Origin of the sequence: Streptomyces sp. NPDC127092 (assembly GCF_042722475.1) — a bacterium.
GTDB lineage: Bacteria > Actinomycetota > Actinomycetes > Streptomycetales > Streptomycetaceae > Streptomyces.
Genome location: NZ_JBHXFE010000011.1, coordinates 150,219 through 162,973 on the forward strand (window position 1 = coordinate 150,219; position 12,755 = coordinate 162,973).

Genomic DNA, 12,755 nt, shown 5'->3' on the forward strand with positions numbered 1-12,755 from the left:
GGTCGCCACCAGGCGGCCGTCACCAGGCAGCCGTCACCAGGCAGCCGTCACCAGGCCGGCGCACGCAGCCGCCCGCCTATCCCTCACCCAGCCCTCGCCGCGCCCGCAGTCCACCCTCACCCCACTCTCAGACCCGCTTCCCGCGCGCCTGCTCGTCCGCCGCTCCGCCGGCGCCCACGAGCCCCTTGGAGACCGACCCGAGCCTCGGCTCGAAGCGCCGCATCTCGCGCTGCCCGACAGCGGCGATGATGCCCGGCAGATAGCCGCGGCTCGACTGCATCCCGCGCAGCCACCACTGGGCGTACACATGGGCCGAGCGCCGCTCGATGCCCGCGACGATCCGGTCGACGGCCGGACCGAGCGGGTACGTGCGGTTCGACGGCCACGGCAGCCGCGCCCGCAGCTCGCGCATCACGTCGTCCTGGTCCGCGCCCCGCACCATGTCGGTGTCGGTCCAGGAGAGGTAGCCGACGCCGACCTTGACGCCCTTGTAGACGACCTCGGCGCGCAGGCTGTGCACGAAGGCCTCGACACCGGACTTGGACGCGCAGTACGCGGTCATCATCGGCGCCGGCGTCATCGCGGCCAGCGAGGCGATCTGCAGGAAGTAGCCGCGGGACTCCATGAGGACGGGCAGGAACGCGCGCGCCGTGACGGCACCGCCGATGAGGTTGACCTCGATGACCCGCCGCCAGGCGACCGGGTCGGAGTCGACGAACGGACCGCCCGCCGCGACACCGGCGTTGGCGACCACGATGTCGACCTTGCCGAACCGCTCCTTCACCTCGGTCGCGACCTTCGCCATCGCCTCGTGGTCGGTGACGTCGGCGTGCCACCAGTCCGCCTCCGTGTGCAGCCGGCCGGCGACCTCCTTCAGGAGCTCCGGCTCCAGGCCGACCAGCGCGATCTTCGCCCCGCGCGCGGAGAGCTTGCGGGCGAGGAGTTCGCCGACGCCGCGGGCTCCTCCGGTGACGACCGCCACCTGTCCTTCCAGGCTCACCCTGCTCATGCCTCTGCCTCCTCCTTCACAGTCTGCGCCTGCCAGGGACCGCTCTTCCCGGGCTGGTTCTTCCCGGGCTGGTTCTGCCCAGGCTGGTGCCCGCCAGGCTGGTTCTCCCCGGGTCGGTTCTCCCCGGGATGCTGCTTCGCGCCCAGGTAGGTGAGCGTCAGTTCGCGGATCTGCGCGGTGACGGCCTCGGGAGCCTCCACCGGCGTCATGTGGCCCATGCCGGCCAGCTCGACGAGGCCCGTGCAGTGCGGCAGGGCGCCCACCATCGCCCGCGAGTGGCGGGGCGGGGTCAGCCGGTCGGCGGTGCCGACGAGCACGGCCACGGGCAGCCGCAACTCCCGTATCCCCACTTCCAGATCGAGCCCCGCGAGGACCTGCGACCAGCCGTACCGCGCCCCGCGCGGGCAGGCGTGCACGATGCGGGCACAGGCGTCCACCCGCTCGGGCGCCGAACCGGCGCCCATCGTCGCGTACCTGAGGATCCGCTTCGAGACCGGAGTCACCGGCCCGAGCGGCGCCTTCGACCCGAGGACCGCGCGGGTGAGCCGGCTCCGCAGCCGGCCCGGCCCCAGCGGCACGACGAGGGCCTCGTCCGTCAGCCGCGAGGGCCCGGTCGAACAGAGCAGCGCGGCGGCGGCGTGCTGCCGGAACAGCGGCCGCCGGGCCGCGGCCATGATCGTCATGCCGCCCATGGAGTGCCCGGCCACCACGGCCCGTTCGCCGGGTCCGAGGACGGCGCCGAGCACGGCCTCCAGGTCGTCGGCGAGCGCCTCCGTCGAGTAGCCCTTGCCCGCCGGGGCGGGCACCGGCGAACCGCCGTGGCCGCGCTGGTCGTAGGCGATGACCCGGTGGTCGGCGGCCAGGTCCCGTATCTGCGCGTCCCAGAAACGGGTCGAGCAGGTCCAGCCGTGGGCCAGGACCACGGCGGGCGCGCCCTCGGGGCCGTAGACCTCGACGTGGACCGACGAGCCGTCGGCGGAGGTCACGGTCATGTCGTGGCGGTTCACCGGACGGTCTCCTTCTTCCGGGAGGTACGCCCGGCGGACGCGGAGGCCGCCTGCGACTGCGACTCCGACTGCGACTGCGACTCCGGCTCCGACTGCGACTCCGGCTCCGACTGCGACTCCGACTGCGACTCCGGCTGGGACTGCGCCTGTGCCTGCGCCGGGGTGCGCAGCACCTCGTACTCGGACAGGTCGACGGTCCGCGTCTCGCGCCGGAACTCGCCCGTCGTGCCCGGCCACAGGGTGGTGTTGCGGCCGTTGGCGTCGAGGTACCAGCTCTCGCAGCCGCCCGCCTTCCACACCGTCCGCTCCATCCGGGACTGCACGCGGCGGTTCCAGGCGTTGACGGCGGAGGGCCGGGCGGCGAGGGCCGCGCGTCCGCCGGGACCGGCGGGAGTGAGCAGGTCCAGCTGCCGCAGGTAGTCGGCCATGTAGTTCAGCTGGGACTCGATCATGAGGATCATGGAGGAGTTCCCGAGGCCCGTGTTGGGGCCGATGATCGTCATCCAGTTGGGGAAGCCGGCCGCGGTCGCGCCGCGCAGCGACTCCATGCCCGTCTTCCAGTGCTCGGCGAGCGACCGGCCGTCGGCGCCGATGACGCGCGGGGCGATCGGCATGTCGGTGACGTGGAAGCCGGTGCCGAAGATGATCGCGTCGACCTCGGTCTCGGTGCCGTCGGCCGCGACCACGACATTGCCCCTGACCTCCTTCAGACCGGAGGCGACGACGTCGACGTTGGGCTGGGCGAGCGCCGGATAGTACGTGTTGGAGAGCAGGATGCGCTTGCAGCCGAGGCGGTACGAGGGCGTCAGCCTGGCCCGCAGCGCCGGGTCCTTCACCGCACGCGCGATGTTGGCCTTGGCGAGCCGCTCGACCAGGCCGAGCTCGTCGGGCCGCTTGGTGAACGCGCTGACCTGGAGCTCCCGGATGCCCCACAGGATGCCGCGGCGCGCGGCCGCGGTGAACGGCAGCCGCCGGTGCAGCCAGCGCTCGGGGGCGCTGATGGCGCGGTCCATGCGCGGCATGACCCACGGGGGCGTGCGCTGGAAGAGGGTGAGCCTGCCGACCTTCGGCTGGATGGACGGCACGATCTGGATCGCGGAGGCGCCGGTGCCGACCATGGCGACGCGCTTGCCGGTGAGGTCGTAGTCGTGGTCCCAGCGGGCCGAGTGAAAGACCTTGCCGGTGAATCCGTCGAGTCCCGGAATCTCGGGGATCTTGGGGTCGGAGAGCGGCCCGGTGGCGGAGACGACCACGTCGGCGGAGAAGGTGCCGCCGCTGGTCTCGATGTCCCAGCGCAGCGCGTCCTCGTTCCAGGCCATCCTCGTGACCTCGTGGTTCAGGCGCAGGTGCGGCCGGAGCCCGAAGGTGTCGGTGACGTGCTCCAGGTACGCGCGGATGTGGCGCTGACCGGAGAAGGTGCGCGGCCAGTCGGGGTTGGGCGCGAAGGAGAACGAGTAGAGGTGGGACGGGACGTCACAGGCGCAGCCCGGATAGCTGTTGTCGCGCCAGGTGCCGCCCACGGAGTCGGCCCGCTCCAGGACGACGAAGTCGGTGATCCCCTCGCGGCGCAGCCGGACGGCGGCTCCGAGCCCGCCGAATCCCGATCCGATCACCGCCACCCGTACGTGCTCGTGCTTCGCCATGCCGCCTCCCGTGCGCCCGGCCAAGATTCCGCCAGCAATCACTGGCACAGTCGGGACTGTAGAGCAGCCGCATACCGAGCGGTAGGGGTAAGGCCGGGGAAAGTTACCGGCGGTACAACATAGGCTGGCGAACGTGGCAGAGCGATCGGGAGACCAGACGGACACCACCGCGCCGACGCGGACGACGGGGCCGGACGACGCGGCGGGGACGCCGGGGGCGGACGACGCGGCGGGGACGGAGGCGGCGGACGTAGCCGGTGGGTCCGCGCCCCGCGAGTACCGCATGGCCGACCTCGCCGCCGCGGCCGGCATCACCGTCCGCACGCTCCGCTTCTACCGCGAGCGCGGACTCATCCCGCCGCCCCGCCGCGAGGGCCGGATCGCCTGGTACGACGAACGTCACCTGGCCCGGCTCCGCACCATCTCCGCCCTCCTGGAGCGCGGCCACACCCTGAACGGCATCGCCGACCTCACCACCGCCTTCGAGTCCGGCCGGAACGTCGGCGAGGTCCTGGAACTGGGCGCCCCCACCGAGGAGGAGCCCGTCCGCCTCACCCCCGAGGAGCTCGCCGACCACTTCGCGGGCGAGGTCACTCCGGAGAACCTCGCCGCCGCGCTCGACCTCGGCTACCTCGCCACCGACGGCGAGGACATCGTCCACGTCAGCCGCCGCCTGCTCGACGTCTCCTCCGCGCTCGTCCGCGAGGGCGTCCCGCTGGCCGCCGTCCTGGAGGCGGGCGGCCGGGTCCGCGAGCACGCGGAGGCGCTCGCGGAGCTCTTCACCGAACTCCTCGGCAAGTACACCGACGCGAAGGACGTCCAGCGGCTGCGCCCGCTGGCGAAGAGCGTGGTGGAGGCGGAACTCTCCCTCGCGCTGGACCGCCGGCTGCGCGAGCGCTCGTAACGGGGGCGGGCCCGCCCCCGTCCCCTCGCGCCACGCGCCCTGCGCCTCACAACCACCTGAACGGTTCTTCAAAGGTTCTTCATCACCTCACTCCTACGGTCGGAGCCGACCCGACGTGAGGAGCGGAAGAACCCATGACGACGAACCGGGCGAGGACGAACCGGGCGGGGACGAACCGGCCCAAGGCCAACCGGGCGCTGATGGCCCTGGCGGCCTCGGTCACGGCGTTCGCGTTGACCGGCTGCGGGAGCGGCGGCGACGGCGGCGGAGACGCCGAGGTGCCCTCGGCGGGCGGGACCACGTCGCCGGCCGGCACGACGGCCGGCCAGAGCGGCGGCGGAGGCGCCGGCGGCGACCAGGTCGAGATCGCCGAGTACGTGGCGGCGAAGCGCAAGTGGGTCACCTGCATGCGCGAGCAGGGCTTCGACTATCCCGATCCCGGCCCGCTCGGCCAGGTCGAGATCGACGGCGACACCAACCGGGCGCGGAAGAAGGACCCGAAGTTCATCCCCGCCACGGAGAAGTGCGAGGAGTTCAACGTGACGGTCCCGGCGGCCGTCGAGAAGGCCATGCGGCCCAGGCTGACGCCCGAACAGATCAAGACCGCCCGCGAGTTCGCCGACTGCATGCAGAAGAACGGCGCTCCCGACTTCCCCGATCCCGACGCCGACGGCTACGAGCCGAGCAACAACGACGGCACCCCGGACTGGGACCCGACGACGGCGGCCGCCAAGCGCGCCGGCCGCCTCTGCGGGGCGCGGTTCCACGGCGACCCGGTCGAGCCGGGCCCGGGCAAGGGCTGAGCATGAGCGAGACGCGACCGCCCCGCGGCAGCCGCAGCAGCCGCTCCCGCCGCGCCCTGCTCCTCGTGACCGCCGCACTGGTCGTCGCGGCGACCGTCACGGTCGGCCGGCTGGGCCTCGGGGGCGACCCGGCCGAGAGTGCCGGCGCCCCGCCCCGCGAGGGTTCCACCGTACGCGTCACCCGGGCGACGCTGACCGAACGCACGTCGCTCGAAGGCCGGTTGGGCTACGGCGCCGAGACACCGCTGCCCGTGAAGGCGACCGGCACGGTCACCTGGCTCCCGGCACCGGGCACGACGGTCCAGCGCGGAGAGGAACTGCTGCGGGTGGACGACCGGCCCGTGGTGCTGCTGTACGGGGCTCTGCCGATGTACCGGGACCTGGGCCTCACGACGGCCGACACGACGGACGGCCGACGCCCGGACGCCGACACGGGCACGGGCACGGGCACCGGAACCGGACCCAAGGGCGGCGGCACGCCGTCCGCTCCGCCCTCGACCACGTCGCCGTCCGCGCCTCCGTCCCAGCCTCAGTCGCCGTCCTCCTCCCCCTCTCCCTCCCGCGAGATGCGCGGCACGGACGTCCTGCAGTTCGAGACGAACCTCGCCACGCTCGGCTACACCGGCTTCACGGTGGACAGCACCTTCACCGCCGGCACCGCCCGTGCGGTGAAGCGCTGGCAGAAGTCGCTCGGCCTGCCGCAGACCGGAACGGTCGGCGTCGGCGACGTCGTCTACTCCTCGGGCGGGATACGGACGGGCAAGGCGGGCGTGCGGCTCGGCGCGGCGGTCTCCGAGAACGTCCTCACCCACACCGGCACGGCACGCAAGGCGGTCGTCGACACGTCCGCCCAGGAGGCCTCCTGGGCCGTACGCGGCACCCGGGTCACCGTCGAACTGCCCGACGGGCGCACGGTACGGGGCAAGGTGGCGAGCGTGGGCACCGAGGCGACCGAGCCCGAGGGCGGGGGCGGCGGTGGCGGAGGCGAGAACGGCGGGGCGCCGACGGTCCCCGTGACCGTCACCATCGAGGACCAGCAGACGCTCGGGCGCCTGGAGAGCGGGCCCGTCACCGTCACGTACGTGGGGCGGGAGCGCAAGGACGTCCTGACCGTTCCTGTCTCCGCGCTGGTCGCGCTCGCGGAGGGCGGCCACGGCCTGGAGACCGCGGACGGCACCTTCGTCGCCGTGAAGACCGGGCTCTTCGCCGACGGGGACGTGGAGATCAGCGGGCCCGCGGTCCGCGAGGGGCTCGAAGTGAGGATTCCGCGGTGAGCGCCGGGAACACGACGGGGAAGGCCCCGGCCGCGGAGCCCGACGTCGTCGTGGAGTTCGACGCCGTCACCAAGACGTACGCGGGCGGGGTGACGGCGGTCCGGGACGTCAGCCTGACCGTGGGCAGGGGCGAACTCGTCGCGATCGTCGGCCCGTCCGGCTCGGGCAAGTCCAGCATGCTGAACCTGATGGGCAGTCTGGACCGGCCGACCACGGGCCGGGTCCTGATCGACGGCCACGACGTGGCGGACCTGTCGGACCGTGAGGTCTCCGCGCTGCGGGCCACTCGGATCGGCTTCGTCTTCCAGCAGTTCCACCTCGCGGTCGGCGTACCGGTCCTGGACTCCGTCGCGGACGGACTGCTCTACGCGGGCGTCCCGGCGCGCCGCCGCCGCGCCGCCGCCGCGGCCGCCCTGCGCCGGGTCGGCCTCGCCCACCGCACCCACCACCTGCCGCACCAGCTCTCCGGCGGCGAACGCCAGCGCGTGGCGGTGGCCCGGGCCGTGGTCGGCGAGCCCGCGGTCCTGCTGGCCGACGAGCCGACCGGAAACCTGGACTCGGCCTCCGGCGCGGCCGTCCTGGCCCTGCTGCGCGAACTCCACGCCGCCGGCACCACGGTCGTGGTCATCACGCACGACCGCGAGATCGCCGCAGCGCTGCCCCGCCGGATCGAGATGCGCGACGGCCACGTGATCGCCGACACGGACACCGCCACAGACACCCACACCCACACCGACACCGACACCGACACCGACACCGACACCGACACCGACACCGACACGACAGTGATCACGACGACCGGGACCCCACGGTGACGCACGACGACGACAACTCCCCGCCCGCAATGCGACACCGAACCCGCCGCACCGCCGCTCCCCGCTCCCGCCGCCACCCGAGGCTCCGCGCCGCCCGCCTCCGGCCGGCCGATGTCGTACGGCTCGGTGGCACGGGACTGCGCACGCGCCCCCTGCGCGTGTTCCTGTCCGCGCTGGGCATCGCCATCGGCGTCGCCGCCATGATCGCGGTCGTCGGCATCTCCGGCTCCGGTCAGGCCGAGGTCGACCGACGGCTCGACGCCCTCGGCACCAACCTCCTCCGGGTCGCGCCCGGCAAGTCCCTCACCGGCGGCGACTCCAGGCTGCCCCGCGAGGCCGTGCCCATGATCGACCGCATCCCGCCGGTGCGGCAGGTCTCCGCCACGGGCACGGTCTCCGCCCACGTCTACCGCAACGAGCGGATCGCCACGGGCCGCACCGGCTCCCTGACCGTCCTGGCGACCCGGACCGACCTGCTCCCTGCCGTCGGGGCGCGGCTCCGCGGAGGCCGTTGGCTGGACAAGACGACCGAGCGCTATCCGGCGGTCGTCCTCGGGGCCACGGCCGCCCAGCGGCTCGACGTCTACACCCCGGGAACCAAGCTCTGGCTCGGCGGCCGGTGGTTCTCGCTGATCGGCGTACTCGATCCCGTACCCCTCGCACCGGAGCTCGACGGCGCGGCGCTCGTCGGCTGGGAGGCGGCGCGGACGTACCTCCGGTTCGACGGTCATCCCTCGACCGTGTACGTACGGGCGGACGACCGCCGGATCGCGGCCGTACGCTCGGTCCTCGCGGCCACCGCCAACCCGGGCAGACCGGGCGAGGTCCAGGTCTCCCGGCCCTCCGACGCGCTCGCGGCCCGCGAGGCCACCGAGTCGGCGCTGACCGGGCTGCTGCTCGGCCTGGGCGGGGTCGCCCTGCTCGTCGGCGGCGTCGGAGTCGGCAACACCATGGTCATCTCGGTCCTGGAACGCCGCCCGGAGATCGGCCTGCGCCGTGCCCTCGGCGCGACGAAGGCGCAGATCCGGCTCCAGTTCGTCACCGAGTCGCTGCTGCTCTCCTTCCTCGGCGGCCTTGCCGGTACGGTGCTCGGCACCCTGATCACCGGTGCGTACGCCCTCTCCCGGGGCTGGCCGACGGTGGTGCCGTTGTGGGCGAGCACCGCAGGCATCGCCTCGACGCTGGTCATCGGCATGCTCGCCGGCCTCTATCCGGCGGTACGGGCAAGCCGCCTGTCCCCGACGGAGGCCCTGGCCGGAACCTGAGCGACCGTGCATCAGGCACCCCCGGCGCATCCGCCACACCCCGCGCATCAGTCACGCGCGCTCGCATCCGCCGCGCCCACGCCCCTCTCCCGTATCTCCCGTACCTCCCGTACCTCCCGTACCGGCAGCGTGACGGTGAAGACCGTGCCCACGCCCACCTCGCTCTCCACCTCGATCGCGCCGTGGTGGTCCGCCACGATCTGGCGGGCGATGGAGAGGCCGAGGCCGCTGCCGCCGGTGGCGCGGCCGCGGGCCGTGTCGGCGCGCCAGAAGCGGTCGAAGAGGTGCGGGAGATCGGCCGCGGCGATGCCGCTGCCGGTGTCCCGTACCGAGATCCGTGCGAGCTCGCCGCCGCCTTCGGCCACCTCGATCCGCACGGTGCCGCCCGGCGCGGTGTGCCGGACGGCGTTCGCGACCAGGTTGCTGAGCGCCTGCCGCAGCCGCCCGGGGTCGCCGTGCACCCGGACCGGTACGGGCGGCACGGCCGCCGCGAGCTCCACGCCGGCCGCCGCGGCCAGCGCGCTGTGCGCCGTACGGCAGGTCTCGGCGAGGTCCCGGGCGTCGAGGTCCTCGCGGTGGTAGACGAGGGCACCCGCCTCCGCGAGCGCCAGGTCCTGGAGGTCGTCGACGATCCGCTGCTGGAGCAGCACCTCCTCGTGGAGGGAGTCGAGGAGCTCCGCGTCGGCCTCCAGGACGCCGTCGCGCAGGGCCTCCAGATAGCCGCGCAGATTGGCGAGCGGGGTGCGCAGCTCGTGGGCGATGTCGCCGACGAGCCGCCGCTGGCGTTCCTCGCTGGCCTGGAGCGAGTCGGCCATGCGGTTGAAGGAGCGGCCGAGCTCACCGATCTCGTCCCTGCCGTGCGCGGGCACCCGCCGCGCCAGATCGCCCTCGCCGAGTCCGCGGGAGGCGGCGGTGAGCGCGCGCACCGGCCGCAGCACCGTCCGGCTGAGCAGCAGCGCGCCCGCGACGGCCGCCGCGGCGACCCCGGCGGCGACGGCGATGCTCGGGCCGACGGCGAGGGAACGCCCCGCGTCGTCGAGTGCGCCGAGCCGTACGGTGAGGGGCTGCGGAGCGACCTCGGCGGTCCGCTCGGCGAACATCCGCCGCAGGCAGGCCTCGCGCGCGGCGCCCTCCTCGCGGCCGCAGGCGGCGGCGACGGCGTCGGAGTCGGCGCGGAGCGCGTCGCTCGATCCGGCCGCCGCCCGGGAGCAGGCGCGGGCACCGGCCGCACCGCTCTCCTTGGGTCCGGCGTCCTCGTAGAGCGGGATGCCGAGCTCTCCGGTGCGGACGGTGACGGCCCGGCCGGCCCGGGTCAGGCAGGCCGCGTAGGTCACGCTCCGCGCGTACTCGTCGATGGCCGAGACGGTCATCTTCGGCAGGGAGGGCCCGAAGCCGCCCGGGGGAAAGGCGAGTTCCGGCCGGGGGTCCACGAGGAGCGGCGCCGCCGTGCCGCCCGCGCGCGGCGCGCGGCCGAGGAGGGCGTCGGAGTCGGCGAGCTGTGTGCCGCCCGCGTCGCTGATCCGGATCCGCTGGCCGGTGTCGCGGGCGAGGTCGCGGACGGTGCCGCCGACGCCGTCCCAGGTGCCGTGGGACTCGGCGTACCGGCGCAGCCCGTCGGTGATCCGGGTGACGTCGAGCCGGTCGGCGGCGGCGGACTCCCGGGCCTGTCGGGTGACCTGGGCGAGCGTCAGCCAGGCGGTGGCGGCGGTGGCGGCCACGACGAGAAGGAGGACGAGGGCGAACACCCGGACCCGGAAACTCACGCGCCCTCCCGCCGGACCACGCCGGCCCCGCCCGCCCCGTCCGCCCCTGCACCGCCAGTCACACCCACACCACCAGTCACACCCGCCCCGCCCGTACCGTTCGCCCTGCCCGCCCCTGCACCGTCAGCCCCCTGCGCCCCGCCCGCGTCGGCTCCCGCCTCCCCGTCGGCGATGCGGTAGCCCCGCCCGTACACGGTCTCCAGGAGGCGCGGGCTGCCCGGGGCGGCGGCTTCCAGTTTCCGGCGCAGGTTCATCACATGGGCGTCGACGGTCCGCTCCAGCACGTCCCGGTCGAGGCCGAAGACCCGCTCGATGATCTGCGCGCGGGTGAAGACCCGGCCCGGCTCGCGGGTCAGCGCCTCCAGGATCGCGAACTCCTTCGCGGTGAGCGCCACCGGCCGTCCGGCGACCCGTACCTCGAAGCGCGCCGTGTCGAGCTCCAGCTGACCGGCCCGCAGCAGCTCGGGCGCGGCGGCCGCCCGCGAGGTGGTCCGCGAGCGGCGGAGCAGCGCGCGGACCCGGGCGGCGAGCTCGCGCGGGCTGTAGGGCTTGGTGAGGTAGTCGTCCGCGCCGAGGTCGAGGCCGAGGAGCATGTCCTCCTCGGTGCTGCGGGCGGTGAGCAGCAGAATCGGTACCTCGGAGCCCTCGGCGCGCAGGATGCGGCACACGTCGAGCCCGTCGACGTACGGCAGCATCACGTCGAGGACGAGGAGGTCCGGCCGCGTGGCCCGTGCCTTGTCGAGCGCGGCCCGGCCGTCGGCGACGACCTGGACCGCGTTCCCCTCCCGTTCCAGATAGATCCGGACCAGCCGGGACTGCTTCTCGTCGTCCTCGGCGACCAGAATCCGCGCGTTCACCCTCGTGCCCCCCTTTGGTTCGGAAGAAGCGGCCTAGAGCGCGTAGACCGCCGTGACCGGCGCGTGGTCGCTCCACCGCTCCGCGTGGGTGGCCGCCCGCTCGACGTACGCCTTGACGGCCTTCGCCGCGAGACCGGGCGTGGCGACCTGGTAGTCGATGCGCCAGCCGCTGTCGTTGTCGAAGGCGCGGCCGCGGTAGGACCACCAGGAGTAGGGGCCCTCCTGGTCGGGGTGGAGGGCGCGGACGACGTCCACGTAACCGCCGTCGCCCTCCTCGAAGACCCGGCTCAGCCAGGCCCGCTCCTCCGGCAGGAAGCCGGCGTTCTTCTGGTTGGCCTTCCAGTTCTTGAGGTCGGCCTCGCGGTGGGCGATGTTCCAGTCGCCGCAGACGACGACCTCGCGGCCGTCGGCGGCGGCGCGCTCCTTGAGCTCCTTCAGGTACGGCAGGAAGGCGTCCATGAAGCGGATCTTCTCGTCCTGCCGCTCGGTGCCGACCTCGCCCGAGGGCAGGTAGAGGCTGGCGACGGTGACGCCGGGCAGGTCGGCCTCGACGTACCGCCCGCTGGCGTCGAACTCCGCGACGCCGAAGCCGATCCGCACCGCGTCGGGCTCACGCCGGGTGTAGAGCGAGACCCCGGCGCGGCCCTTGGCGGCGGCGGGCGCGTGGGCGGTGAACCAGCCCTCCGGGGCGCGGACCTCGGCGGGCAGCTGTGCCGCCTCGGCGCGCACTTCCTGCAGGCAGACCACATCGGCCGAGGTCCCGGCCAGCCATTCGACGAAGCCCTTCTTGGCGGCGGCCCGGAGACCATTGACATTCGCGGACGTCACAGTGAGCATCCCGGGAGAATACCGACACCGGACGTCGGCACCCGCCTGGCACTTCGCATAGATGTACGATTTCCCGCATGGATATACGCACCAGTTCCTTCGACCACCCGGACGCGGTCAAGCTCAACGACGCCGTGCAGCTGGAGTACGCCGAGCGCTACGCGGATGACGACGGCGACGGTGAGGGCGATCTCACACCCCTCGACGCGTCGATGTTCGTCCCGCCGCTGGGCCTCTACCTCCTCGCGTACGACGAGCAGGACCGGCCCGTCGCGTCGGGCGGCTGGCGCACGCAGGACGCGAACGACGAGGGCTACGCGGACGGCGACGCGGAGCTGAAGCGCATGTACGTGATCCCCGAGGCCCGCGGCCTGGGCCTGGCGCGCCGCATCCTGGCCGCCCTGGAGGCCGACGCCCGCGCCGCCGGCCGCACCCGCATGGTCCTGGAGACCGGCACGGCCCAGCCGGAGGCCATCGCGCTCTACACCTCCAGCGGCTACGAGCCGTGCACGAAGTTCGGCTACTACCGCGACTACCCGAACAGCCGCTGCTTCGCGAAGCCGCTGTAGCGTCCGGCCGCCCGGGAC

General features: G+C 73.8%; 11 protein-coding genes and 1 pseudogene. 6 read left to right on the forward strand and 6 right to left on the reverse strand.

Annotated elements, in window-relative coordinates; translation table 11 throughout:
- Positions 1–127: 127 nt before the first annotated feature.
- From ACFWJO_RS12270 to ACFWJO_RS12280, 3 genes are read right to left on the reverse strand one after another with little or no spacing between them, the layout of a single operon-like run.
- Positions 128–1,009: an SDR family oxidoreductase gene (locus ACFWJO_RS12270; RefSeq protein ID WP_386864636.1), complete on the reverse strand. Its 882-nt coding sequence runs from the start codon at positions 1,007–1,009 to the stop codon at positions 128–130.
- A complete protein-coding gene (locus ACFWJO_RS12275) occupies positions 1,006–2,001 on the reverse strand; it encodes an alpha/beta fold hydrolase (RefSeq protein ID WP_386864665.1) in 996 nt (331 codons plus the stop codon). The genes ACFWJO_RS12270 and ACFWJO_RS12275 overlap by 4 nt, the downstream gene beginning before the upstream one ends.
- Before the next feature lie 11 nt (positions 2,002–2,012).
- The gene (locus tag ACFWJO_RS12280; RefSeq protein ID WP_386864637.1) at positions 2,013–3,659 is read right to left on the reverse strand and encodes a flavin-containing monooxygenase; all 1,647 of its coding nucleotides are present in this window, start codon (positions 3,657–3,659) and stop codon (positions 2,013–2,015) included.
- 283 nt (positions 3,660–3,942) lie between these two features.
- Between ACFWJO_RS12280 and ACFWJO_RS12285 the strand changes: the two genes are divergently transcribed.
- The 5 genes from ACFWJO_RS12285 (at position 3,943) to ACFWJO_RS12305 (ending at position 8,720) form a co-directional block, all read left to right on the forward strand.
- Positions 3,943–4,563: a MerR family transcriptional regulator gene (locus tag ACFWJO_RS12285; RefSeq protein ID WP_384415920.1), complete on the forward strand. Its 621-nt coding sequence runs from the start codon at positions 3,943–3,945 to the stop codon at positions 4,561–4,563.
- A 134-nt stretch (positions 4,564–4,697) separates the two neighbouring features.
- The gene (locus ACFWJO_RS12290; protein WP_386864638.1) at positions 4,698–5,366 is read left to right on the forward strand and encodes a hypothetical protein; all 669 of its coding nucleotides are present in this window, start codon (positions 4,698–4,700) and stop codon (positions 5,364–5,366) included.
- A gap of 2 nt (positions 5,367–5,368) precedes the next feature.
- Entirely contained in the window at positions 5,369–6,640 is a 1,272-nt protein-coding gene (locus tag ACFWJO_RS12295) for a peptidoglycan-binding protein (RefSeq protein ID WP_386864639.1), read from the forward strand.
- Positions 6,637–7,455 carry an ABC transporter ATP-binding protein gene (locus ACFWJO_RS12300; RefSeq protein ID WP_386864640.1) on the forward strand — a complete coding sequence of 273 codons (819 nt, stop codon included), beginning with the start codon at positions 6,637–6,639 and terminating at the stop codon, positions 7,453–7,455. The genes ACFWJO_RS12295 and ACFWJO_RS12300 overlap by 4 nt, the downstream gene beginning before the upstream one ends.
- A 29-nt stretch (positions 7,456–7,484) precedes the next feature.
- A complete protein-coding gene (locus ACFWJO_RS12305) occupies positions 7,485–8,720 on the forward strand; it encodes an ABC transporter permease (protein ID WP_386864641.1) in 1,236 nt (411 codons plus the stop codon).
- A 47-nt stretch (positions 8,721–8,767) separates the two neighbouring features.
- Here the strand turns inward: ACFWJO_RS12305 and ACFWJO_RS12310 are convergent, their stop codons facing one another.
- The 3 genes and pseudogenes from ACFWJO_RS12310 to ACFWJO_RS12320 all read right to left on the reverse strand — a co-directional run bounded on the left by ACFWJO_RS12310 (position 8,768) and on the right by ACFWJO_RS12320 (position 12,177).
- A complete protein-coding gene (locus tag ACFWJO_RS12310; RefSeq protein WP_386864642.1) occupies positions 8,768–10,483 on the reverse strand; it encodes a sensor histidine kinase in 1,716 nt (571 codons plus the stop codon).
- Between the two features lie 143 nt (positions 10,484–10,626).
- Positions 10,627–11,340 (reverse strand): annotated as a pseudogene (locus tag ACFWJO_RS12315) (response regulator transcription factor); the annotation flags it as partial.
- A 33-nt stretch (positions 11,341–11,373) separates the two neighbouring features.
- Positions 11,374–12,177 (reverse strand): exodeoxyribonuclease III, encoded by an 804-nt coding sequence (locus ACFWJO_RS12320; RefSeq protein WP_386864643.1) that lies wholly within the window; start codon positions 12,175–12,177, stop codon positions 11,374–11,376.
- A 68-nt stretch (positions 12,178–12,245) separates the two neighbouring features.
- On the opposite strand from ACFWJO_RS12320, the gene ACFWJO_RS12325 reads away from it, so the two are divergent.
- Positions 12,246–12,737, forward strand: a complete 492-nt coding sequence (locus tag ACFWJO_RS12325; protein WP_386864644.1) for a GNAT family N-acetyltransferase — start codon at positions 12,246–12,248, stop codon at positions 12,735–12,737.
- Positions 12,738–12,755 lie beyond the last annotated feature (18 nt).